Annotated in this window: 28 protein-coding genes and 1 tRNA gene; 15 read left to right on the top strand and 14 right to left on the bottom strand. The window is 34.4% G+C overall.

Features of this window, described 5'->3' with window-relative positions; genetic code table 11:
- Window positions 1–7 precede the first annotated feature (7 nt).
- The 3 genes from ACM55H_RS09795 to ACM55H_RS09785 all read left to right on the top strand — a co-directional run bounded on the left by ACM55H_RS09795 (window position 8) and on the right by ACM55H_RS09785 (window position 4,411).
- Window positions 8–1,087: a glycosyltransferase gene (locus ACM55H_RS09795; RefSeq protein WP_416836328.1), complete on the top strand. Its 1,080-nt coding sequence runs from the start codon at window positions 8–10 to the stop codon at window positions 1,085–1,087.
- Window positions 1,084–2,439 carry an O-antigen ligase family protein gene (locus ACM55H_RS09790; RefSeq protein ID WP_416836327.1) on the top strand — a complete coding sequence of 452 codons (1,356 nt, stop codon included), beginning with the start codon at window positions 1,084–1,086 and terminating at the stop codon, window positions 2,437–2,439. Before ACM55H_RS09795 ends, ACM55H_RS09790 begins: the two co-directional genes overlap by 4 nt.
- Window positions 2,440–3,016: 577 nt before the next feature.
- Window positions 3,017–4,411: an exopolysaccharide biosynthesis polyprenyl glycosylphosphotransferase gene (locus ACM55H_RS09785; RefSeq protein WP_416836326.1), complete on the top strand. Its 1,395-nt coding sequence runs from the start codon at window positions 3,017–3,019 to the stop codon at window positions 4,409–4,411.
- Window positions 4,412–4,551: 140 nt separating this feature from the next.
- Here ACM55H_RS09785 and ACM55H_RS09780 read toward each other — a convergent pair whose 3' ends face one another.
- Both ACM55H_RS09780 and ACM55H_RS09775 read right to left on the bottom strand, forming a co-directional pair.
- Window positions 4,552–5,589 (bottom strand): lipoprotein N-acyltransferase Lnb domain-containing protein, encoded by a 1,038-nt coding sequence (locus ACM55H_RS09780; protein WP_416836325.1) that lies wholly within the window; start codon window positions 5,587–5,589, stop codon window positions 4,552–4,554.
- Between the two features lie 287 nt (window positions 5,590–5,876).
- Window positions 5,877–6,947 (bottom strand): putative type IX sorting system protein PorV2, encoded by a 1,071-nt coding sequence (locus ACM55H_RS09775; protein WP_465245412.1) that lies wholly within the window; start codon window positions 6,945–6,947, stop codon window positions 5,877–5,879.
- Between the two features lie 193 nt (window positions 6,948–7,140).
- Between ACM55H_RS09775 and ACM55H_RS09770 the strand changes: the two genes are divergently transcribed.
- Window positions 7,141–7,857: a CDP-alcohol phosphatidyltransferase family protein gene (locus ACM55H_RS09770; RefSeq protein ID WP_416836324.1), complete on the top strand. Its 717-nt coding sequence runs from the start codon at window positions 7,141–7,143 to the stop codon at window positions 7,855–7,857.
- An 8-nt stretch (window positions 7,858–7,865) separates the two neighbouring features.
- Entirely contained in the window at window positions 7,866–8,729 is an 864-nt protein-coding gene (locus ACM55H_RS09765) for a glycoside hydrolase family 25 protein (protein WP_416836323.1), read from the top strand.
- Between the two features lie 76 nt (window positions 8,730–8,805).
- On the opposite strand, the gene ACM55H_RS09760 is transcribed toward ACM55H_RS09765, so the two are convergent.
- The 6 genes from ACM55H_RS09760 to ACM55H_RS09735 form a co-directional block, all read right to left on the bottom strand.
- Entirely contained in the window at window positions 8,806–9,153 is a 348-nt protein-coding gene (locus ACM55H_RS09760; RefSeq protein WP_416836322.1) for a HepT-like ribonuclease domain-containing protein, read from the bottom strand.
- A complete protein-coding gene (locus ACM55H_RS09755) occupies window positions 9,146–9,445 on the bottom strand; it encodes a nucleotidyltransferase family protein (protein WP_416836321.1) in 300 nt (99 codons plus the stop codon). Before ACM55H_RS09755 ends, ACM55H_RS09760 begins: the two co-directional genes overlap by 8 nt.
- A gap of 106 nt (window positions 9,446–9,551) precedes the next feature.
- The gene (gene lptB, locus ACM55H_RS09750; protein WP_035667905.1) at window positions 9,552–10,292 is read right to left on the bottom strand and encodes an LPS export ABC transporter ATP-binding protein; all 741 of its coding nucleotides are present in this window, start codon (window positions 10,290–10,292) and stop codon (window positions 9,552–9,554) included.
- An 86-nt stretch (window positions 10,293–10,378) separates the two neighbouring features.
- Entirely contained in the window at window positions 10,379–10,732 is a 354-nt protein-coding gene (locus ACM55H_RS09745) for a carboxymuconolactone decarboxylase family protein (RefSeq protein ID WP_416836320.1), read from the bottom strand.
- Complete coding sequence (gene tatC / locus ACM55H_RS09740) at window positions 10,725–11,540, bottom strand: twin-arginine translocase subunit TatC (RefSeq protein WP_416836319.1); 816 nt, start codon at window positions 11,538–11,540, stop codon at window positions 10,725–10,727. Before tatC ends, ACM55H_RS09745 begins: the two co-directional genes overlap by 8 nt.
- Window positions 11,540–12,505: a KpsF/GutQ family sugar-phosphate isomerase gene (locus tag ACM55H_RS09735; RefSeq protein WP_416836318.1), complete on the bottom strand. Its 966-nt coding sequence runs from the start codon at window positions 12,503–12,505 to the stop codon at window positions 11,540–11,542. The genes tatC and ACM55H_RS09735 overlap by 1 nt, the downstream gene beginning before the upstream one ends.
- A gap of 85 nt (window positions 12,506–12,590) precedes the next feature.
- On the opposite strand from ACM55H_RS09735, the gene recQ reads away from it, so the two are divergent.
- Window positions 12,591–14,786, top strand: coding sequence for a DNA helicase RecQ (gene recQ, locus ACM55H_RS09730; RefSeq protein WP_416836317.1), 2,196 nt, complete (start codon window positions 12,591–12,593; stop codon window positions 14,784–14,786).
- Between the two features lie 179 nt (window positions 14,787–14,965).
- On the opposite strand, the gene ACM55H_RS09725 is transcribed toward recQ, so the two are convergent.
- Window positions 14,966–15,202 (bottom strand): hypothetical protein, encoded by a 237-nt coding sequence (locus ACM55H_RS09725; protein ID WP_416836316.1) that lies wholly within the window; start codon window positions 15,200–15,202, stop codon window positions 14,966–14,968.
- A gap of 107 nt (window positions 15,203–15,309) precedes the next feature.
- Here ACM55H_RS09725 and ACM55H_RS09720 point away from each other — a divergent pair, with 107 nt between their 5' ends.
- From ACM55H_RS09720 to ACM55H_RS09710, 3 genes are read left to right on the top strand one after another with little or no spacing between them, the layout of a single operon-like run.
- Window positions 15,310–15,561: a hypothetical protein gene (locus ACM55H_RS09720; protein WP_416836315.1), complete on the top strand. Its 252-nt coding sequence runs from the start codon at window positions 15,310–15,312 to the stop codon at window positions 15,559–15,561.
- A complete protein-coding gene (locus ACM55H_RS09715) occupies window positions 15,558–15,824 on the top strand; it encodes a type II toxin-antitoxin system RelE family toxin (RefSeq protein ID WP_416836313.1) in 267 nt (88 codons plus the stop codon). Before ACM55H_RS09720 ends, ACM55H_RS09715 begins: the two co-directional genes overlap by 4 nt.
- A gap of 16 nt (window positions 15,825–15,840) precedes the next feature.
- The gene (locus tag ACM55H_RS09710; protein ID WP_416836312.1) at window positions 15,841–17,403 is read left to right on the top strand and encodes an NAD(P)/FAD-dependent oxidoreductase; all 1,563 of its coding nucleotides are present in this window, start codon (window positions 15,841–15,843) and stop codon (window positions 17,401–17,403) included.
- 124 nt (window positions 17,404–17,527) lie between these two features.
- Here the strand turns inward: ACM55H_RS09710 and ACM55H_RS09705 are convergent, their stop codons facing one another.
- The 5 genes from ACM55H_RS09705 to ACM55H_RS09685 all read right to left on the bottom strand — a co-directional run bounded on the left by ACM55H_RS09705 (window position 17,528) and on the right by ACM55H_RS09685 (window position 21,111).
- Window positions 17,528–18,487 (bottom strand): quinone oxidoreductase family protein, encoded by a 960-nt coding sequence (locus ACM55H_RS09705; RefSeq protein WP_416836311.1) that lies wholly within the window; start codon window positions 18,485–18,487, stop codon window positions 17,528–17,530.
- A gap of 398 nt (window positions 18,488–18,885) precedes the next feature.
- Window positions 18,886–19,098, bottom strand: a complete 213-nt coding sequence (locus tag ACM55H_RS09700) for an SHOCT domain-containing protein (RefSeq protein ID WP_416836310.1) — start codon at window positions 19,096–19,098, stop codon at window positions 18,886–18,888.
- Window positions 19,099–19,226: 128 nt separating this feature from the next.
- Window positions 19,227–19,853, bottom strand: coding sequence for a peptide-methionine (S)-S-oxide reductase MsrA (msrA, locus tag ACM55H_RS09695; RefSeq protein WP_416836309.1), 627 nt, complete (start codon window positions 19,851–19,853; stop codon window positions 19,227–19,229).
- A 1-nt stretch (window position 19,854) separates the two neighbouring features.
- On the bottom strand, window positions 19,855–20,304 hold the full coding sequence (gene msrB / locus ACM55H_RS09690; protein WP_416836308.1) for a peptide-methionine (R)-S-oxide reductase MsrB: 450 nt from the start codon (window positions 20,302–20,304) through the stop codon (window positions 19,855–19,857).
- A gap of 345 nt (window positions 20,305–20,649) precedes the next feature.
- Window positions 20,650–21,111, bottom strand: a complete 462-nt coding sequence (locus ACM55H_RS09685; RefSeq protein WP_416836307.1) for a GNAT family N-acetyltransferase — start codon at window positions 21,109–21,111, stop codon at window positions 20,650–20,652.
- A gap of 168 nt (window positions 21,112–21,279) precedes the next feature.
- Between ACM55H_RS09685 and idi the strand changes: the two genes are divergently transcribed.
- The 6 genes from idi to ACM55H_RS09655 all read left to right on the top strand — a co-directional run bounded on the left by idi (window position 21,280) and on the right by ACM55H_RS09655 (window position 23,523).
- Window positions 21,280–21,807 carry an isopentenyl-diphosphate Delta-isomerase gene (idi, locus tag ACM55H_RS09680; RefSeq protein WP_416836306.1) on the top strand — a complete coding sequence of 176 codons (528 nt, stop codon included), beginning with the start codon at window positions 21,280–21,282 and terminating at the stop codon, window positions 21,805–21,807.
- A gap of 96 nt (window positions 21,808–21,903) precedes the next feature.
- The gene (locus tag ACM55H_RS09675) at window positions 21,904–22,314 is read left to right on the top strand and encodes a 6-pyruvoyl trahydropterin synthase family protein (RefSeq protein WP_416836305.1); all 411 of its coding nucleotides are present in this window, start codon (window positions 21,904–21,906) and stop codon (window positions 22,312–22,314) included.
- The gene (locus ACM55H_RS09670) at window positions 22,314–22,772 is read left to right on the top strand and encodes a peroxiredoxin (protein ID WP_416836304.1); all 459 of its coding nucleotides are present in this window, start codon (window positions 22,314–22,316) and stop codon (window positions 22,770–22,772) included. The genes ACM55H_RS09675 and ACM55H_RS09670 overlap by 1 nt, the downstream gene beginning before the upstream one ends.
- 9 nt (window positions 22,773–22,781) lie before the next feature.
- Window positions 22,782–23,036 carry a hypothetical protein gene (locus tag ACM55H_RS09665; RefSeq protein ID WP_416836303.1) on the top strand — a complete coding sequence of 85 codons (255 nt, stop codon included), beginning with the start codon at window positions 22,782–22,784 and terminating at the stop codon, window positions 23,034–23,036.
- A gap of 68 nt (window positions 23,037–23,104) precedes the next feature.
- A complete protein-coding gene (locus ACM55H_RS09660; RefSeq protein ID WP_029286506.1) occupies window positions 23,105–23,371 on the top strand; it encodes a hypothetical protein in 267 nt (88 codons plus the stop codon).
- A gap of 78 nt (window positions 23,372–23,449) precedes the next feature.
- A tRNA-Thr gene (locus ACM55H_RS09655) sits at window positions 23,450–23,523 on the top strand.
- Window positions 23,524–23,784 lie beyond the last annotated feature (261 nt).

Genomic DNA, 23,784 nt, shown 5'->3' with positions numbered 1-23,784 from the left:
ACAAAAAATGCGGATTATTCAAATTATAGATTCACTTGAAGCTGGAGGGGCAGAGCGTATGGCAGTCAATTATGCCAATGCTTTAGGAACAATAATTGAATTTTCAGGACTGGTTGCCACTAGGAAGGAAGGGATTTTGCTTCATCAAATCGAGCCGAGTGTTTCATATTTGTTTTTGAATAAAAAAAAGTTGATTGATTTTAGAGCGCTTTTTAAATTACATTCTTTTGTTTTAAAAAATAAGGTGACTCATATTCATGCCCATAGTACTTCTTTTTTTTTAGCTTTTTTATTAAAATTAATTCATCCTTCGCTACAATTAATTTGGCATGACCATTATGGGGATAGTGAGTTTTTAAATAAAAGACCCATGGGTGCTTTAAAAATGACTTTGCCTTTTTTTAATGGCATTATAGCTGTAAACCAAAAATTAAAAATTTGGGCTGAGCAGAAAATCAATTTCAAGAATACTGTTTATTTACCCAATTTTCCATCTGAAAAAAAGAATTGTACAGTGCACACAGTATTGAAAGGGGTTACTGGAAAGCGGATTGTCTGCTTGGCTAATCTGAGGGTACAGAAAAATCATTTTTTATTACTGGAAGTGGCCAGAAAGCTGCAACAATCCCATCCTGAATGGACCTTTCATTTGATTGGAAAAGATTTTGACGATACCTATTCTAAAAAAATTAAGGATTTAATAGGTGCTTTTACTTTAGAAAAAAATGTGTTTCTTTACGGCACCAAACAAGATATTGAAAATATTTTGCAACAATCTACCATTGGGGTTTTAACGTCGCAATCAGAGGGTTTACCCGTAGCTCTTTTAGAATATGGATGGTTGAAAAAACCTGTTGTAGTGACGGATGTAGGTGAAATATCTTCTTTGGTAGCCAATGGTAAAAATGGTTTTCTTATTGCTACTCAACAAGAGTATTTGTTTTATCAAGCGTTGGTCGAATTAATAAAAAGTGAAGTTCTGCAACTGGAGTTTGGCAATGCACTTTACAAAACGATAATTGGTACTTATTCAAAAAAAGCTGTGATGGCACAGTATTTAAATTGGCTAAAAAATAGTTGTAAATGAAAAAAGAGGATCAAACTTATCTCTATTTAATTCTTTTTCATGTTGTTCTGGGGGCAATGGTTTACACAGTTCCCTTCATTTCCAAAATATATGGGTATTTCATTTTTATTTTTGGAATTTATTATGTCATTAAAAAACAAAATAGGAATAATGAAGCGCTTATTGCTGCTGCCTATGTAGTAGGGAGTGAAGTTTTTTTGAGGATGACGGATGGGAATCCCTTATATGAAATTTCTAAATATGGGGTAATGATTTTCATCTTTATTGGAATGTATTTTAGCGGGTTCTCCAAAGGAGCAGCACCTTACTGGCTGTTTTTGGTGTTATTGGTTCCCAGTATAGTCATTTCTACTTTTGCATTGGATTTAGATACTGATATCAGAAAAGCCATCGCTTTTAATATATCTGGCCCCGTTTGTTTAGGGATCGCTTCCCTGTATACTTATAGACGAAGAATTTCTTTAGAAGAAACGAATAGTATTTTGTTGAGTATGGGTTTGCCTATCGTCACTTGTATGACGTATTTGACTCTTTATACGCCAAATGTTCGTGATATTGTCACCAGTACGCAATCTAATTATGAAACTTCCGGGGGATATGGGCCTAATCAGGTAGCAACAATTTTGGGATTGGGCATGTTTATTTTTTTCTCTCGAATCATACTAGATTCTAAATCAAAATTTCAAATTTTAATTAACGCCTTTATTGCCTTAAATATTACCTATCGGGGTATGATTACTTTTTCTCGTGGTGGAATGATTACCGGATTTTTGATGATTGCCTTGCTGTTATTCTTTTTGTATTTTAAATCTAATTTTGCAGGAAGAGTAAAATTAAATTATATCATAGTTTTGTTAGTAGCCGCACTAATTGCCACATGGTCCTATACCTCTTTCCAAACGGGAGGGTTAATTGACAAGCGATACGCTAATCAAGACGCTGCAGGAAGGGTCAAAAAAAGTCAATTGACCGGAAGAGAAGAAATAGCAGAGGATGAAATCAAAATTTTCTTTGAGAACCCTATTTTTGGTGTGGGTGTTGGAAAAGGTGTGGAAGTGAGAAAATTAGACAGTCCGGGTGCAGCTTTATCTCATGATGAAATTACCCGTATGTTGGCAGAGCACGGTTCACTTGGAGCATTAGCATTACTAATCTTATTCTTTACCCCGCTTGTTTTGTATTTAGAAAATAAGTTCAATATGTTCTTATTGTGTTTTGTTGTGTTCTGGTTGTTGACGATTAACCATGCTGCCATGCGAACCGCAGCGCCTGCTTTTGTATATTCGTTGTCCTTGCTTAATGTGCAGTTGGGTTCGGGAAGTAAAAAAGTTAAAAAAGAAGAGGGGTTTTAAGTAGCAAGTATCAGGTATTAAGTATTAAGTTGGCATATCAAAAAATGAAGTTTCAGATTAATTAAACGTGTTATGCGTAAAAATAAGTGTAGGCAATTTTCGTTTTACCCCAACCCTAAAGGGAGCCGAAAATTTAGGACTTGAGTTTTAAGTGAGAAATTTTTCGTTTTACCTCAATTCTAATTTTCGTTTTACCCCAACCCTAAAGGGAGTCTGAAAATTTAGGATTTGAGTTTTAAGTGAGAAACTTTTCGTTTTACCTCAATTCTAATTTTCGTTTTATACCAGCCCTAAAGGGAGTCTGAAATTTTGAAAGAATGTTGGTTTGTAACTGGGATTTTGTATTTCTTTTTTGCTCCCTTTAGGGTTAGGGGCAAACAAAAAAGAAATATGCAACTTGACGGAAGTAGTTTTAAGAAGCGGTTTTCAATATGATTTTGCGTCCTTTTTTAATTGTCTTGGAGTGTGTTATTAAATAAATCTGTTAAAAAGAAAATTTTGTTAAAAAAATTAACATATCTTAAATTTAGTTTGCTGCAAAAGCCCTAAATTGCGGCAATAATACTAAATACCACCCATGTTTTCAGTAGACAAAATGCATTTTGAAATCTCAGAGCGAAAGATGATTCTTCGTTTTTTTGATGTGTTTTTTGTTTTGAGTGCCTTGTTTATGGTAGGTAAGATTTTCGATTTTGATTATTTTACTTTTTCCACCACTAATTTTTATTGGACTATCGTTTTGGCCATTTATCTTAATCTTTTTGGAACTATTTTTGAAATGTATAACCTTCAGGTGGCCAGTAATCAATTTCAGGTTTTGCGAAGTGCGATTCTTACTGTTTCAACGACCGTTTTGGTGTATTTATTGACTCCTATTTTTTCTCCGCAATTGCCTTCCAAAAGAATTGAAATCCTATTGTTCTATTTTGTTGTTTTTCTTTCTTTGGTTTTATGGCGCTTGTTTTATGTTACTTTTTTGGCTTCCAATCGGTTTTTTCAAAATGCCATTTTGATCTGTGATAAAGAACAGGTGGAGGAATTGATTTTAGGATTAGAAAATATAGATCCCCATTATAAAATAATAGGCTTTGTCCATGCTGATGCCGTTGAAGACGAAATATCGGAATATCACTATATACCCAACATAAAAAGAGTAGAATTGTTTTCTTTTGTCAAAGAAAATTCCATATCTGAAATTGTGATAGCTTCCCAAAAGACAGAAGGAATTACTGCGGAATTGTATCAGCAATTGCTTCATTTATTAGAGTCTGGAAGTATTATTAGGGAGTATACACAAGTGTACGAAAGTAAAACGCAACGCATTCCGGTTCATTATATCGCCAGAGATTTTTATCGGTTCTTCCCTTTTAGTCGCAGCAATCATAATAAGTTGTATTTATTGGGTGTTCGATTTTTAGAAATAGCTACTTCAGTTCTTGGATTGTTTATTGGTCTGATTTTATTTCCATTGATACTCATTGGAAATGCTATAGGTAACAGAGGGAAACTGTTTTATACTCAAGAACGTGTAGGCAAAGATGGAGTCATTTTTGAAATCTTAAAATTCAGGACTATGATTACCAATGCCGAATCCAATGGAGCTGTTTTTGCCGCTACACAAGATTCCAGAGTAACAGCATTTGGAAAATTTTTGAGAAAAACCAGAATCGATGAATTTCCTCAATTTATAAATATTCTAAAAGGCGACATGGCTGTTATAGGTCCACGACCAGAACGTCCTTTTTTTGTTAAAGAAATAGCTGAAATAATGCCTTTTTACGAAACACGGCATATCATTAAACCTGGCTTGACGGGTTGGGCACAAGTCAATTATTCCTATGGTGCCACAATTGAAGATAGTTTGATAAAACTACAATATGACCTGTATTATATCAAACATAGAAGTATATTCCTAGATTTAAATATTGCTTTTAAAACAATTACCACTGTGTTGTTTTATAGAGGGCAGTAGGGATTATTATCATTATTATTAAAAACGGTTCTTGATACATTTTTTGTTTCGTTTTACTACACAAAAAACACTCGAACTGACGTTTTGAATAATTGCACCCAACGGGTTATTATTATTAATTTCTAATGTAGAGTTGTATTTTAAATAATTATTGGAATGCGTTTTTTATTCTGAATTGCCAGTTTTACTAAAATTATCATACTTGTAATTACCAAAGGGAGTACAATTAATAAATGTGCTTTGTTGACTAGAATGACTAAGTAGATAAGCAACGAAAAGATGTTGAATATAGCCAGATTGTAAATTCCCTTTTTGTTTTTTGTTGCGTAAAAATAAAGCAATCCCAATAAAGTAGGATTAAATAGCAAAATATTATAATTGTATCCTAATTCTAAGTGGTATGAATAAAATCCCACAAATACGAAGAATAATCCTAATAGAGCCATCATAGTGAGGTAAAATAGATTGATGCTTTTCTTGTTTATTAGTGTAATGAATCCAAGGAGTATTACATAAGTGTACCAATTGTTCCACCAAGACCCAGGAATTTCTTCATCGAATTCGATTATGGTTTTGTTTTCGGGAGCAAGCGGATGGTTCTGGAAAGAAACTTTTTTCAGGCTTTTTTGTAATTCAAAAGGTAAAAAAATCTGGGTACCCAAGCCATCTACTTTTTTGCCAAATATAATACTGGTTCCTAATTTTTCATAAAAGTGATTGTCAAAATATGGATACAATATGGTTCTATAGGTAATATCAGTATCTGCATTCTTTACAATTGCGACAGTGTCCAGTGTTTTATTGATAATGTCAACTACCATTGACGTACAGTTTTTATCAATAAATTTATACGTATAATGGCTGTCTCCTGAAGCTAAGGAAGTATTCAGGTTATCAAATAATTTTTGTTTGAGATTCTCCGGAATATTCAATTCCTGTTCGTAAACTGATCTTTTTTCATAATTGTATTCATTGATGAAATCAGCATAGGAATGCGCTACTGCAAAATACTGTAAGTCACCTTTTATGAATTTCAAAACAAAATTAGGCGTGTTGAAGTCGAAAGCTCCATAGTTATACACTACGTCAATGTTGTTGTAGGGGTCATTGATGCGAATAGCAGTATGTCCAAACAAAGAATACGATTCGTTTCCCGTTCCGCAAGTAAGTACGCTCACTTTCGCCTCTTTTGACAACAAAAGGTTTTGGCTGAAACAATGGTTTATAGACGAAAATAGGAGCGTGAAAAAAACTATTTTTTTAAAAAAAGATATATTCATTTTGAGGATACTATTAAAAATGGAACACGGATGACACAGATTGGACAAATTTACACGGATTTTTCAGTTCAGCATATAAAAGTTAACGCGAATTTCACTAATTGTTTTGTGTAATACATTGCTGCATCTCGACTGCGCTCGATGTGACAAAAAAATGATTGGATTAACCGATTGGTCTAATATAATTAATTTCGAAACAAACCTAAATCTACTTTCACTGAAAAAATATTCGAATACAGCGCGGTACTTTGATTGCCTAAATCGGTTAGTGCATAATCAATTTGGATGCCTTTGTATTTAAAGCCCAATCCAATATTGGGTTGGAATCCTACTTTTTCTGTGCTGTCCAGTTGTTGTACCTTTTGGAAATTCCCAACACCCGCACGCAAGAAAACCAAATCTGTATAACCAAATTCTAGTCCTACAGCCGGATCAATACTTATAAAATCAGTTGAAAAAGCATCGTTGGTTTTGGCAAACCGCATATTCATATTGGCTGCAGCCATAATACTGTAATCGTAATGAATGATGAACTTTTTTGCTATTCCCAGTTGTGCTTTTGGAGCGGTAATCTCTGTACTTTCTGGTAATTCCTGATTTTCTCCAGGAATGGCATTGGCAATTTTTTTATACTCGGCTTCATCAATATTCCATACGTTATAGGTGGTAGTTATGTCACGGACGATGAGCCCAAATTGCCAGTCATTTTTTTCGAATTGCAATCCAACATCAAATCCAAATCCCCAAGAACTGGCAAATTTTCCGATAATGCGACGGATTACTTTGGCATTTACGCCATACTGAAATCCGGGAACAGGAAGCTTTCTGGCATACGAAAAAGTAAAACCATAATCGGCCGTAGAAAAAAGACTGATTCGGTTGTAGTCAATGTTGCCCTGACTGTCTATTAATTCAGTAGTATTTAAAATATCATCCACACCAAAACGAATTAAAGAAATCCCCCAAGCGCTGCGGTCATCTATAGGACTGGCATAAGCTGCATAATCATATTGTGCAATATTGGCAAAATAGTTGGCATGCATCAGGGATACCTGATGGTCTTCCAGATGAATAAGTCCTGCAGGATTCCAATACCCTGAATTGACATCGCTGGTAGAAGCTACTACGGTATTTGACATGCCTAAAGCTGCCGCATCCACGCCGATATTCATAAACTCATTCGAGTATTTCCTGACGGCCTGACTGTGATTTACGGTACAAACCAAAAGCAAAAGCAATACGAAGCCTTTTTTCAATAGTATTATTTTTACAAACCGAAAGTTTGTTTAATTTTTATCAAAAATATAATTTTTTACTGAGGTTATTTCTTCCTTTTTATAAATATATACAAACAAGAAACAGTTGTTGAAAAATCTCTATTAAAAAACGTACTTCTCCGTCACTTATTATACTAAATTTGCCAACTTTGAATCACTAAACTTTAGCACTATGAATATTAAAAAGCATATCCCGAATCTCATTACATTACTCAACCTTTTTTGTGGCTGTATTGCTTTGGTTTTTGCATTTCATCGTAATTTTGAAATGGCTTTTTATTTTGTATGCCTTGGTATATTTTTAGATTTTTTTGATGGTTTTTTTGCCCGTTTATTTAAAGTTTCCAGTCCGTTAGGTTTGCAGTTGGACTCTTTAGCGGATATGGTTACTAGTGGTGTTGTTCCCGGTTTAGTGATGTATCAGATGCTGATTAACACTTCGACAACTATGTCAGAGAGTTATATGCAAATTTTCCCTTATCTAGGTTTTATTATCACTTTGGGTTCTTGTTATCGCTTGGCCAATTTTAACATTGACACGCGTCAAACGGATTCTTTCATAGGTTTACCAACGCCTGCTAATGCTTTGTTTGTTTTGAGTTTGCCTTTAGTTTTAAAATACTCTGATTCTCTATTTCTTCTCGAAATTTTGACGAATCAATGGGTTTTATTGGTTGTAACTTTATTAAGTGCTTATATGCTGAACGCTGAAATTCCATTATTTTCATTAAAAATTAAAAAGTTTAGTTTCAAAGACAATGCACTTCAGATTGTCTTTTTATTACTGTCGCTTTTGCTATTGGTTTTCTTTCAGTATTTAGGAATTCCTTTGCTTATTATTTTTTATATTTTGCTTTCTGTAGTGAATAATAAAGTTTTGAAAAAGTAATTTTTTGAATGAGAAAAAAGCTGGTCCGACGACAAACGACAAGAATTCGTAAATCCAAAAAGAAAATCTCAATTTTCTCTGGAAAGCTCGTGCGTTTTTCTGTTATTGCTTTTTTTATGGTGCTTGTTCTTGGGGTTGGGTATCATTATCGGAATGGTTTAGCCTATTATTTTAGTTTTAAATCGAATAAAATACTAAGCAAAGAAGCCGAGGGTAAGCGTATTTCCGATGTTCGAAATTTTCAGGTTTTAGAAAAAAACGAAGAGAAAAGCATCGGTTTAGACGTTTCTGAATATCAGGGAAAAATCAGTTGGTCTTATGTAGACACTTTAGAAAAAAAATACCCCTTACATTTTGTATTTATTCGAGCCACAGTAGGAAAGGATCGGAAAGATCGTCAGTACAATCGGAATTGGCTTGGTGCCAAAGAAAATAAAATGATTCGGGGCGCTTATCATTATTACCGCCCTAACGAAAATTCACTTGAGCAGGCAGCGCTTTTCATAAAAACAGTGAGACTTCAAAAAGGGGATTTACCGCCTATATTGGATATTGAAAAACTGCCGAAAAATCAGTCTCTCGATAGCCTGAAAACTGGATTGAAGCGATGGTTAAAAGCGGTGGAATTGCATTATGGGGTAAAACCTATTATTTATACCGGGGAAAAATATTACGATGATTTTTTGAAAGATGAATTCAGTAATTATCTTTTTTGGATTGCTAATTATAATTTTTACAGGGAAGAAATGGATGACGATTGGTTGTTCTGGCAATTCACAGAGAAAGCATCGATTCCAGGTATAAAAGGAAATGTTGATGTCAATATTTACAATGGTGATGTAGAACAGTTGCGGTATATTACTGTGGAGTAGTATTTAGTGTTCAGTCGCAGTTTACAGTGTTCAGTTTACAGTAATTAGGCTTCGAAATGTTGCCAATTTAAGGCTTTTAGTTGCCTTTTAATAATTTATCGATTTCGATTTTTAACTTTGGTAAATGATTAGTGATTATTGCCCAAATAGTTTCATCTGATATGTTATCATAAGCATGAATAACTTGGTTTCTTAATCCAACAATTGCAATAGCATCAGTAATTTTTGAAGTATAAGAATTATCAGTTTTTAATATTCTATTTATGGCTTCTCCAATTATTTCAAGATTTCTTTCTACAGCTCTTTTTCGCATTAAGTTTTTTCTGTATTCAAAAAAATCCATTCTTTCGTCAATAAAATAACTGTTTATCTCATCAATTGATACTTTAACATCATAAAGCCATTTTAGGATTTTTTTATCCATAAATTAATTCTTTATTTTCTTCAATGGAACTAATTAAATAGGGGTTTTTTAAAGTTTGCTCTTCCACTAAATCAATTTCTCTGTGCAGTAAATTTTTGAGTTTATTTTTAAGATCAATATAATTTATAAAGTATAGTTTAAGATCAAAAGATTTAAATTTTACTAAAAAATCTATATCACTTTCTTCATTAAATTTTGTTGTAGTAGCTGAGCCAAAAAGATATAATTTTTCAACATTATGTGTTTCACATAATTTTTTGATTATTTCTTTATTTTGGGTTATTAAATACATAAAAACAAAGATATAGATTTTTTGCGATGTAAGTTTCTGAAAATGATTGTTTCTCAATATCTGTCATCTGCTATCTGTTAACTGAATACTGTGACTGAATACTTTTTTAAAACTCCAATTTCTTCTTTCTTAACTCGAAATTTTGACCCAAATACACTCTTCGTACCATTTCATCTTCCACTAATTCTTCCGGAATACCAGCTTTTAGGATTCCACCTTCAAACATCAGATAGGTCTTGTCCGTAATAGCTAATGTTTCCTGTACATTATGGTCGGTGATAAGAATACCAATATTTTTATTTTTTAATTGCGCGACAATTCTTTGAATGTCCTCAACTGCAACCGGATCGACACCAGCAAAAGGTTCATCCAGTAATATGAATTTTGGGTCGGTAGCAAGACAACGTGCAATTTCAGTACGGCGGCGTTCTCCACCAGAAAGTAAATCACCGCGATTGGTTCGAATGTGTTCTAAGCTAAATTCCTCAATTAAACTTTCCATTTTAGCTTCTTGTTCGGCTTTGGATAGTTTTGTTAATTGAAGGACGCTCAGTATATTGTCTTCGATACTTAGTTTTCTAAAAACGGAAGCTTCTTGTGCTAAATAACCAATTCCCTGTTGTGCTCTTTTGTACATAGGATAATCGGTGATATTCAAATCATCCAGAAATATATTGCCTGAATTTGGTTTAACCAATCCTACAATCATATAAAACGAAGTTGTTTTTCCGGCACCATTAGGCCCCAAAAGCCCTACGATTTCACCTTGATTCACCTCTACCGAAATGCCTTTTACCACACTACGACCTTTATAGGTTTTTATAAGATTTTCGGCTCTTAATTTCATTTTTTTTAGTTTAATCGTTTGATTGTTTAACTGTTTAATCGTTCAAATAAACGAATAAACAATTAAACGATTTTGCTTCTTAACAATTATTTCACAGCGTTTTCTTCCAATGCTTCCCAGAATTCGTATGCTCTGCGCAAATGAGGTACAACAATAGTTCCACCAACAAGCGTAGCAATTCCCATTGCTTCCATCATTTCTTCTTTGGTTACACCTTCTTTATAGCTGGTTTCCAAATGGTATTTTACGCAATCATCACAACGTAAAACTGCCGAAGCCACTAATCCCAGTAACTCTTTTGTTTTAACATCTAAGGCTCCTGCGGCATACGCATTGGTGTCCAAATTGAAAATACGTTTTACAATTTTGTTATTGTCAGCCAATAATTTTTCGTTCATTTTAGAACGGTATTCGTTGAATTCTTGTATTATATCAGCCATTTGCTTTTTTTTGATTTCTTACTACTAGTTTTGAAATTAAGATGCTTAATTCGTAGATTAATAACATAGGGATAGCAACAATGGTTTGACTAACCACGTCAGGCGGGGTAACTATTGCGGCAACAATAAGTATTATGATTACGGCATATTTCCAGTATTTTCTTAAAAATGTGGGTGTTACCAGACCTAGTTTTGTTAAGAAATAGATGATTATTGGCATTTCAAAAAATATTCCACTTGCTAATACTGATGTTTTTACCATGCCTAAATAGGAATCCAAAGTAAATTGGTTCTTTACAATATCACTTACCGTAAATGTCGCCAAGAAATTGACTGACATTGGAATCACTACATAATAGCCAAATAAAACCCCTAAAAAGAAAAGTAGTGAGGAAATGAATATAAATATTTTAGCATTTTTTCTTTCTTTTTCATACAAAGCAGGACTTATAAATTTCCATATTTCAAATAAAATATAAGGAAAACTTAAGATGAAACCGGCCAAAAGACACATCCAGACAAACATATTTACCTGGCCTTCCATTTCCGTATTTTGAATGATAAAAGGCATTTCAGTGATGCAAATACTATCTGCAAAACCTAAAGCGTGCGATAAATCACAAAAAAAAGTATAGGTTATAAAGGTTGGTCTTGTAGGTCCAAATATGATGATGTCAAATAGGTAATCACTTATGAAATACGTAAGAAAAGCCATTATTATTACTGCCATTGTACTTCGAACCAATAACCATCTTAATTCTTCAAGATGATCTAAAAACGACATTTCGTTTAAGTCTTTCTTTGCCATTATACTATTCCTTCTTTTAAAATATCGTGTAAATGTAATACGCCTTTGTACTCGCCATTGTCTACCACCACTAATTGTGTAATGGAAAAGTCTTCCAGAATATTCAATGCATCAGCAACCATTGCCGTAGATGCTATTAGTTTTGGGTTTTTAGTCATAATGTCTTTGGCGGTCAAATCAGCAAATGAATCACGGTCATTTAGCATTCTTCGAATGTCGCCGTCAGTAATAATTCCAATTACTTTATCTTGATCCACAACGGCTGTTACACCAAGTCGTTTCTCTGAAATTTCGAAAATTACTTTCTTTATAGAGGCATCAGGAGTGACCATTGGTTTCAAAGTATGTTCCAACATGTCTTTCACGCGCAACAATAATTTTTTACCTAAAGCACCACCCGGATGGTACACCGCAAAATCTTCTGGTTTGAAATCGCGCATTTCCATAAGGCAAACCGCAATTGCATCGCCCATGACTAATTGTGCTGTTGTACTATTAGTAGGAGCCAGATTGTTAGGACAAGCCTCTGTATTTACAGTAGTGTTCAAAACAAAATCAGAGCCTTTGGACAGAAAAGAGGTCATGTTTCCCGTGATTGCGATCAGGGTATTGCCGAAACGTTTTAAAAGCGGTACTAAAACTTTTATTTCAGGGCTGTTGCCACTTTTTGAAATGCAAATAATTATATCTTCGTTTTGAACCATTCCTAAATCGCCATGAATTGCTTCTGAGGCATGAAGGAATAGCGAAGGTGTTCCGGTAGAATTAAAAGTGGCTACCATTTTTTGGGCAATAATGGCGCTTTTTCCAATGCCTGTGACCACTAATCTCCCTTTGGAATTGTAGATACTTTGAGTAGCTTCGATGAAGTTTTCATCAAGATATTCAGTTAGTTTGGCAATTGCTTCACTTTCAGATAGAATAGTTTTTTTGGCACTTGCCAATATATTTTCTTTTGTTATCAAAACAGAATGGTTAAAATTTGTATGTTTAAAAGAATTTAGTATCTTTATGTGATGCAAATTTATACAAAATACCATATAATCAAGAATGAATTTAAACGAAATTGATATCCACAAAGAATTAAAAAAATATTTTGGCTTCAGCCAATTTAAGGGATTGCAAGAACAAGTTATTAAAAGCCTGCTCAATAAGCAAAACACATTTGTGATTATGCCTACAGGAGGTGGGAAGTCACTCTGTTACCAATTGCCCGCTTTAATTCAAGAAGGAACTGCCATAGTGGTTTCGCCTTTAATCGCTTTGATGAAAAATCAAGTGGACGCCATTCGAAGTTTATCTTCGGAAAATGGTGTTGCCCACGTTTTAAACTCTTCCCTCACCAAAACCGAAATTGCTCAAGTTAAAAAGGATATTACTTCCGGTTTAACCAAATTATTATATGTTGCTCCAGAATCTTTGACCAAAGAAGAGTATGTTGCTTTTCTTCAAACGGTTCCCATTTCTTTTGTGGCTATCGATGAAGCGCATTGCATTTCAGAATGGGGTCATGATTTTAGACCGGAATACAGAAACTTAAAACACATCATTAAGCAATTAGGAGATGTGCCTATCATTGGCTTGACCGCTACGGCTACGCCAAAAGTGCAGGAAGATATTCTGAAAAATTTAGATATGACAGATGCGACTACTTTTAAAGCATCTTTCAACAGACCTAATTTATATTATGAAGTACGTACCAAAACTAAAAATATTGAATCGGATATTATTCGGTTTATAAAACAACATAAAGGCAAATCAGGAATTATTTATTGCTTAAGTCGCAAAAAAGTGGAGGCTATTGCCGAAGTTTTGCAGGTAAACGGAATAAGTGCAGTTCCTTACCATGCGGGATTAGATGCTAAAACCCGAGCCAAGCATCAGGATATGTTCCTCATGGAAGATGTTGATGTGGTGGTGGCAACCATCGCTTTTGGAATGGGAATTGATAAACCGGATGTTCGTTTTGTCATTCACCACGATATTCCTAAATCATTGGAAAGTTATTATCAGGAAACCGGTCGTGCCGGTCGTGACGGTGGCGAAGGGCATTGTTTAGCCTATTATTCCTATAAGGATGTGGAGAAATTAGAAAAATTCATGTCTGGGAAACCCGTTGCCGAGCAGGAAATAGGGTTTGCTTTATTACAAGAAGTGGTGGCTTATGCCGAAACTTCGATGTCCAGAAGGAGATTTCTACTGCATTATTTCGGAGAAGAATTTGATGATGTTAATGGAGAAGGGGCTGATATGGATGACAATATCAGAAACCCGAAAACAAAAGTGGAAGCCATAGATCAAGTGGTGAAACTATTGGAAGTAGTGCGGGATACGAAGCATTTATATAAATCAAAAGAAGTTGTTTTTACGTTGATTGGTCGTGTCAATGCAGTTATAAAAGCACATAGAACAGATTCTCAATCTTTCTTTGGTTCTGGGGCTGATCATGACGAGAAATATTGGATGGCATTGCTTAGACAAGTTCTTGTGGCAGGATTTTTATCGAAAGACATAGAGACCTATGGAATCGTAAAAATTACTGAGAAAGGATTGGATTTTATTAAAAACCGAGAATCCTTCATGATGTCTGAAGATCATGAATACAATGAATCTGAGGATGAAGCTATTGTAACAGCTGCAAAATCTACCGGAACTGCCGATGAATTATTGATGGGTATGTTGCGGGATTTACGTAAAAAAGTAGCCAAGAAATTGGGTGTTCCTCCCTTTGTGGTTTTTCAAGATCCATCCCTCGAAGACATGGCTTTGAAATACCCGGTCTCCCAAGAAGAATTGATTAATATCCATGGCGTTGGGGAAGGGAAGGCAAAAAAATACGGAAAGGAATTCTTAGAATTAATTAGCCGATATGTAGAAGATAACGATATTATTCGTCCGGAGGATTTAGTGGTTAAATCCACCGGAGTCAATTCAGTAAATAAACTCTACATCATTCAGAATATCGACAGGAAATTATCCCTTGATGATATTGCTTCCGCAAAAGGGTTAAAGATGGATGATTTAATAAAAGAAATGGAGCAAATTGTTTATTCCGGAACCAAGCTGAACATAAAATATTGGATTGACGACATGCTTGACGATGATCAACAAGAAGAAATTCATGATTATTTTATGGAATCCGAGTCGGATAATATAGAAGCCGCACTCAAAGAATTTGAAGGCGATTATGATATTGATGAATTGCGACTGATGCGTATAAAATTTATCAGCGAAGTGGCGAATTAAAGTTTTCAGTTTGCAGTCGCAGTTTTCAGGCTTCATACTGTCAACTGCGCTGAAAATTGTGATAAACAGCAGTAACTGAAACCTGTTACTGAGGTTGAAATTTGCTGCTGGATTACAAACGGAGACTGAATACTGTAAGTTGAACACTAATCACTGTGACTGCAAACTGAGACTGTCAACTATTCAAAAAGTTCTCCTCGATGGGGTTTCAATGCATCCCGTACCTGAATCATGTTTTCATCGGTTACTACCATAAAAGCGATGGCTTGCATTTCGCCTTGAATTTCAAAACCAGTGATATTTAATGGCAATTTTTCAATAGCGATATATTCTCTCAAATGAATTTCGTGATGCTCCGCCGTTTTTGCAGCAGCAGGTCCACGGAAATCCCAAATCAGTTTTATTTTTCTAGACATTTTGTAGGAGGTATAAAAGGTTCTAAGTGGCAAAGTTACAAAGTTTAAGTTAATAAGCTTTGTATATATTGTATATATAATATATATTTGTATAAAATATATATCTAATGAGAAAATTAATTGATTTAGACCAGACTACATTGACCAAATTAAAAATGCTTTCCGTTTTTGAGCATCTAAGCGTAAAGGCATTAATAGAAAATGCGGTGCATACTTATGTTAAAAGCAAAGAAAAAGAGCGTTTCAATAATTTGACAGATGAAGAAAAAGAAGATCTGGGATTAATGATGATGATGCAAGAAGTAGATAGAGAGGATTTAGTTTCAAGAGAAGAAATTATGAAAATTTTAAAATCTTGATAGTTCTATTTAGTAAATTATTTTCTAAAGATTTACAGAAAATTACGGATGCAACTTTGAAAAAAGAGCTTATTCAGGTAATAGTAGATTTTGAGAATGCTGAAAATCTAAATGGATTTTCCAACATCAAAAAAATGCGGGGATTTTCAGAAGCATATAGATTAAGAATCGGTAAATATAGGCTTGGTTTTTACTATGATGGTGAAGTTTTAAGTTTAGGAAGATTTGCAAAAAGAGATGATATTTACAAACTATTTCCATAAATTTTCAAAATAAAAAATGCCTCAAGAACTATTATTACAAGTAACACCGGAAATTGCTGCGAATGAATCGTTGCTAAAAGACCATTTGTCGAAACAAATTAAAGTTTCTGCAAATGAAATTCAGCATGTTTCTATTTTAAAACGTTCGATTGATGCGCGTCAAAAAGCGATAAAAATCAATTTGAAAGTGGCTATTTATTTGAAAGGAGAACCTTTTCAAGAACATAAATTCCAACTTCCCGATTATAAATATGTGGCTGCAGCTCCCGAAGTAATCGTAGTAGGTGCCGGACCTGCCGGGCTTTTTGCTGCTTTGCAATTGATAGAATTGGGTTTGAAGCCTATCGTTATTGAGCGTGGAAAAGAGGTACGTGGCAGACGTAGGGATTTGAAAGCCATCAATGTAGACCATCTTGTGAACGAGGATTCTAATTATTGTTTTGGCGAAGGCGGTGCAGGAACCTATTCGGACGGAAAATTATACACCCGTTCTAAAAAACGTGGTGATGTAACTAGAATTCTGGAGTTATTTGTCGCTTTTGGAGCTTCAGAGGATATTTTGATTGAAGCGCATCCGCATATTGGAACGAATAAATTGCCTCAAATTATTCAGGATATTCGGGAGAAAATCATTGAATGCGGTGGACAGGTTTTGTTTGAAACCCGATTGACTGATATTTTAGTAAAAAACAATGAAGTGCAAGGTATCGTTACTCAAAAAGGAGATACGATTCTTGCTAACAAACTCATTTTGGCCACAGGACATTCTGCCCGTGATATTTTTGAATTATTGGACAGAAAGGAAATTTTTATTGAAGCCAAATCTTTTGCCTTGGGCGTAAGAGCTGAGCATCCACAATCCTTAATTGACAGTATTCAATACAGTTGTGATTTTCGTGGCGAACATTTACCTCCAGCACCTTATTCTATTGTAAAACAAGTAGGAGGTAGGGGAATGTATTCGTTTTGTATGTGCCCCGGTGGTGTGATTGCGCCTTGTGCGACGAGTCCGGGTGAAGTGGTTACGAATGGTTGGTCTCCATCTAAACGTGATCAGGCTACTGCCAATTCAGGAATAGTAATCGAATTAAAACTCGAAGATTTCAAACCTTTTGCTAAATTTGGTCCTTTGGCCGGAATGGAATTTCAAAAAAGCATTGAACAAAAAGCTTGGCATTTGGCGGGGGAAACCCAAAAAGTTCCTGCACAACGCATGATTGATTTTACCCAAAATAAAGTTTCATCGGATATTCCGAAAACGTCTTATGTTCCCGGAACGACTTCAGTAGAAATGGGGCAGGTTTTTCCTGGATTTTTAACACAAATATTGCGAGAAGGGTTCTCTGAATTTGGGAAATCCATGCGCGGTTATTTGACTAATGAAGCCGTACTTCATGCGCCAGAAAGCCGTACTTCATCACCAGTGCGTATTCCCAGAGATCCATTGACTTATGAGCACCTTCAAATAAAAGGGTTGTATCCATGTGGAGAAGGAGCGGGTTATGCCGGCGGAATTATTTCTGCCGCTATTGATGGTGAGAAATGCGCGTTGATGATTGGGGCGATTTTGAACAAATAAAAAACCTCGAAAAATTAATCGAGGTCTAGATGGTATGTCGTTTTCTTACTAAAAAAGTAGTAATGGTGCTTCATCGAGTGTAGTCGAGATAAAGTATTGACTGTATTCGACTGTACAAAATGCGTTAAGGAATCAATATGATTTTTCCAGTACTTTTTCTACTTTCCAGATAATCATGGGCTTTCTTGCCTTCTGAAAGTTTGAAAACAGTTGGTTCGGCAATAGTAATTTGATTGCTATTAATCCAATTAAATAATTGATGCGCTCTTTCGATGCGCTCTTCTTTAGAAGTTAAATAACTCCATAAGTCGCCACCGGTCAATGTTTTGGATGTATCCATCAACATTCTTGGATTGACAAAATCAGGATCACCGCCTGCCATACCAAAAAAGACTACTTGGCCACAATTTTTAGTCACTTCAAAACTATCACTTAGAGTACTGCCGATACTGTCATAAACTACATCTACTCCGTTTGGACAAAAAGATAAAACTTGTGATTTCCAATCTTCGGAATATAAGAATACTTTATCAGCACCATTTTGTAGCGCAATCTCCGCTTTTTCTTTTGATGAGGTTAAACCAATTACTTTGGCTCCTAGTAATTTACTTATTTGTGTCAAAAATTGCCCAACTCCCCCTGCCGAAGCATGAATAAGGACCATTTCTCCAATTTTAGTTTTGTGACTGTCTGTGGCTAAATAATGTGCTGTTAATCCTTGTAACAATATTGTCGCAGCTGTTTCAAAAGAAATGGTTTCCGGTAACGGTATCGCATTCGAAACGGGAATAGCCACAAACTCAGCATTTGCAAAAGGAACATCGGCAAATGCAACTCGGTCTCCAATTTTAAAATCAGGGTTGTTGTTTGTATCTACAACCACTCCGGAACCTTCATAGCCTGCAACAAAGGGAGGGTTTCCTTTTAGATGATAATTTCCTTTTCGTCTGTAAACATCTGCAAAATTTAAACCGATGGCTCTCATTTCGATCAGTATTTCATCTTGTTTTAATGTTGGAGTTGGGATTTCAATATATTCTAAAACATCTGAATTGCCAAATGTTGAAAAAGTAAGTGCTTTCATTTTTTAAGTTTTATGTACTCATTAGAGTATGCAAAGAACGTGAATTATAATTTTTTTAGCATAGCTATATAGATATACTTAACCAGTTGGGTGTAATTATTCAAAACGTTGGTTCGAGTGATTTTTGATAGAAAATTATATCGAGAACTAGAAAATTATTATCAAAAACGTATTGCAGCTAGTGGGTTTGTATAATAATTCCTTTTATATTTTAAAGTAAAGATGCCTCCACTTGAAGTTTCTTATTTTTTCTGTCTTTCGGAAAAATAAGTTTGTAGGGTTTGAAAGCCTTTTTTTGTTTAATTTTTTGTTACAAAAGCTAGCCAAATGAAATACAGCGTGTAGCTTTTTGATTGCTAGTTTGAGTGTGTGGAAAGTATCTGGGTAAAAGATTGTTGTTAATTCTGATCAAGAAATTTCTTTTTTTCGTCGAATTCTTCTTGCGTAATTTCTCCTTTGGCAAATCTTTTTTTTAGAATATCCAATGGAGTGTCGTTTTTTGTTCGCTGACCTGGGATGCTATAAGGAGTTACAAATACCCATATTAAAATGACGATCCAGAATACCCACCATAACATATGCATTCCCCAAAAATGATGTCCGTTAAACATGATAGATTATTTATAATTGTTTAATAATCAGTATAAATATATGAAATTTAGAACAAAAAATCAAGTTGTTATGCAAGATTATTATAAAAAAACCGCCTCTTTATAAGGAGACGGTTTTGTCATAATTTCTATTTTTTCTTTTTCAATCGATCTTTAAATAGCTTTTCAAATTTTTCTATTTTGGGTTGAATCACCATTTGACAATACGGTTGGCTTTTATTATTTGCATAATAATTTTGATGGTAATCTTCAGCTTTGTAAAACTTGGTCAGCGGTTCCAATGTTGTTACTATAGGGCTGTCATATATTTTAGCTTTTTTCAAAGCATTAATGATAGCTTGTGCCGCTGTTTTTTGTTCTTCATTTTTATAGAAAATAGCAGAACGGTATTGTGTCCCGGCATCAGCGCCTTGACGGTTTAAGGTTGTAGGGTCATGAACCGTAAAAAAGACTTTAAAAATTTCGTCTAGATTCGTTACATTTTTATCGTAGGTAATTTGTACCGCTTCGGCATAGCCTGTTCTTCCAGTAGAAACATCCTCATATGATGGATTCATCATCTTACCGCCTGCAAATCCAGATATTGCTGATTTTACTCCGTTCAGATTCTCATAAACGGCTTCTACACACCAGTAACAACCGCCCGCTAAAGTGATGGTTTCGAAATTGGATTGTTTTGGGGCTTTTCCGGTACTGTTATTTTGTCCCAACATACTTAATGATGTCAGTAAACAAATCAAAAATAGATTTTTCATATTATTTAGTATCAGGTATAAAGTCAAGTGCTATAGAATTCATGCAATATCTTTTTCCGGTAGGTGCCGGTCCATCATCAAAAAGATGTCCTAAATGACCACCACATCTGCCACAAAGGGCTTCAATTCTTTCCATTCCAAGTGAATTGTCGGTTTTATAAACGACACTGTTTTTATTGTCTTGTTCAAAAAAACTGGGCCAACCACAACTGCTGGCAAATTTTGCACCGGAACGAAATAATTTATTCCCACAAGCAGCACAATAATAAGTTCCTTTTTCATCCGTGTTCCAGTATTTTCCTGTAAATGGTCTTTCAGTATCGGCATGTCGCATTACTTCATAAACATCTTCAGGTAGTACTTTTTTCCATTCGGCATCTGTAAGGTTCAGTTTTGTCGTATCCGTATTGGAATAATACGGATTTCCAGGTTTATTGATTGGATTTTCCATACTAGTAGTTTTTTTAGTATTGTTTAGTTTACTTGTATTTTGCCCACAGGCTGTAAACATGAATAGTGGGAGTAAAAATAATACGCTTAAAAAACGGGTTGTTGTTTTCATATGTAGATAATATTTGTTTTTTATAGGAATATGGTATCGCCATTCTCCGTTATTAATTGTGATTTTTGAATCATGGCGATTTCATAATTTTGTTTTTATACTACAAATGTAAAGCGGTTCTGAATCATTATATGTCGCCTACTTTACAAATTAATAGCGATTTAAGTAAGTTTTAACTATTGTTATTTACGAAAAAAAATCACTTTTGGATTTGTAATTAATAAAAGTGTAATGCTACAAACCCATTCTCATATTTATCAAGTGTTTTTTGAATCCTACTTTTTCATAGGCTTTAATTGCCGAAGCATTGTCATTATAAACATCTAATCGGAGTTCGAATATATCCTTAGAACGACACCAATCTTTGAGTGCTTCGATAATTCTGGAATTCACCCCTTTCCCTCTGTGATTAGGATCCGTGTACATGAACCCTAAATAGGCATAGGTTTCATAATTCAAATAAGGCTTCGCAGCTTCTAATCGTGCATATCCGGAACCAATTATTTCCGAATCGCTTTCGGCTACCAATACTTCAATATGAGATGCCGAAATCATTTTCTCAATGTCATAATAATGAATTTTTCCTTCTTTTAAAGTGAGGTCAAAAGGACGTTCGGCAGTAATAATTCCTTGTTCAAATTCAAGGAGTTTCTTTAAATCGTTAGGATGTGCTTTTCGGATTGTGATGTTGTGCATTATGATATTTGTATTTGAATATAAAAATACAAAAGAATATTTAAATCGATGACTTTGTGTTTTATTTGGATTACTCCAAAGTAATTCCGCTTCAACAAATCGAAACAGAACGTTAAAGCCCTATTCGATAATTTTCTTTTTTGTATTTTTGTAATGCTAAAAATACCCATGAAAGAAGAAAACGTAATATTAGTTAACGAAAATGATGAGCAAATAGGGCTGATGCCTAAGTTAGAAGCACATGAAAAAGCAGTTTTACATCGTGCGTTTTCTGTTTTTATTTTAAACAGTAAAAACGAATTGATGTTGCAACAACGAGCCCATCAAAAATATCATTCTCCTTTGTTATGGACGAATACCTGCTGCAGTCATCAACGAGAAGGAGAATCCAATATTCAAGCTGGAAGTCGTAGATTATTTGAAGAAATGGGTTTTAAAACAGAACTCAAAGAGCTTTTTCATTTTATATACAAAGCCCCTTTTGACAATGGATTGACCGAGCATGAATTAGATCATGTTATGATAGGATATTATAATGATAATCCAGAAATAAATAGAGAGGAAGTTGAAGATTGGAAATGGATGACTATTGAAGATGTAAGAGTTGACATGGAAATTAATCCCGAACTATATACCGTTTGGTTCAAAATAATCTTCGATGAGTTTTATCACTTTCTGGAAGAACATAAAGTATAAGGTTGCAGTTGTAAAATTTCAGACTACGGTATCTGAAATAGATTAAAATTTAATTGTAATTCTGAGCGTAGCTGAAGATAAATACCCTAAACTAATATGAAAGTAACGATATCCAGAAAAGCCCATTTCAATGCGGCACATAGATTGTATAGAAAAGACTGGACTTTCGAACAAAATGATGCAGTTTTTGGCAAATGTAATAACCCTAATTATCACGGACACAATTATGAATTGATTGTTAGTGTAACCGGAAAAATTGACCCTGAAACTGGATTTGTCATGGATGTGAAATTCTTGAGCGAAATCATTAAAGAAGAAGTTGAAGATCAGTTTGATCATAAAAATCTTAATCTTGATGTTGCAGAGTTTCATGATTTAAATCCTACTGCCGAAAATATTGTAGTAGTTATTTGGAATAAAATCAGAAAAAAAATCAAACCAGAATTTGAATTGGAAGTTGTTCTTTATGAAACACCTCGTAATTTTGTAACCTATAAAGGGGAATAATGGACTTAAAAGTGGGAGATAAAATCCCGAATTTTGAAGCAAAAGATACCGACGGCAATGATTTTGATAGCAAAAAAGTAGTTGGATTAAAGCCTCTTGTCATATACTTTTATCCAAAAGACAATACCCCGGGCTGTACTGCCCAAGCCTGTAGCTTTAGAGATCAATACGAAGATTTCAAGAATTTAGGCGCTGAAGTAATCGGTGTCAGCAACGATAGTGTAGCTTCCCATCAAGAATTTACCAAACATTATAAATTGCCTTTTCTTCTTTTGTCAGACCCTGATAAAAAAATCAAAAAACTTTTTGGTGTTCACTCTCGAATGTTTGGATTACTTCCTGGAAGAGTGACCTATGTAGTTGATAAAAATGGAATTATTCAAATGGTTTTTGATAGTGTCTTGGCCACTAAGCACATGCCTAAAGCACTTGAAACTATTAAAAGATTAGTATCATAGATTGTAAAATTGTATTACAAGCGTTTTCTATTTTATGGCTGTCCTTATTTTACGACTAATTTTATTCCGCTACAAGATGAAATTACTGTATCTAAATCCGGAAAAACGTTTACTGTATATATGTGTGTGGAGGGAACATTTGAAATTGAGTATGACAATTCAAAATTACAATATAAAAAAGGAGATACTATTTTGATTTCTGCTATGATGAATGCATTCATTCTCAATGGAAAAGCTTCAATTTTAGAAATTTACATTTCATAGTCGGTAATAGAAAGATTATGTGTACTTTTGCAGACGCAAATTAAAATTCAAATTTTAAAAAAATAAAAATGGCAAACGTTAAGAATTTAAAGAAAGACATCAACTACGTTTTAGGAGATATTATTGAAGCAGTTTACTTGTTCGAAATTTCTACAACAGGAAAACCAACAACAGAAACTAATGATTTAATTGATGAAGCTATCGCTGCTTTTGATGCATTAATCACTAAAGTGAACGCAAAAAAGGTAGAAGATAAAAAAGCACACTTCAAACAAATCAATGTTGAATTGGAACAAACTGCTAATCAATTGATTGCTAAAATCAACGAATTGTAGTAAAAAAAAATGCAAAAAAAGTTTGAATTTGTTTTGGAAAATAGAAATTCAGACTTATATTTGCACCCGTAATGAGTCGCCAGCGTAGCTCAGTTGGCTAGAGCAGCTGATTTGTAATCAGCAGGTCGTGGGTTCGAGTCCCTCCGCCGGCTCTTTAATAAAACCATCTAATACTTTTAGATGGTTTTTTGTTTTTATTAAAAAAAAGGCAATATTAAATTTAATTCAAGGTTAAAAAAACCGTCTCGATGTATCGAGACGGTTTTTTTGTTTTGGATGTTCCGTGCTGAAATAGGGGATCAATCCTAAAACCTGTGGAGAAGCAAAAATTAAGCATAAATATTGGTTAGCCTGAAAAGGAAGAATTCTACATTTCTAACGCCTCTAAATCTTGATCTGAATGCTTTTATTTT

The organism is Flavobacterium cryoconiti (genome assembly GCF_048158645.1).
GTDB lineage: Bacteria > Bacteroidota > Bacteroidia > Flavobacteriales > Flavobacteriaceae > Flavobacterium > Flavobacterium cryoconiti.
This window is presented reverse-complemented; position numbering and strand designations above follow the sequence as displayed.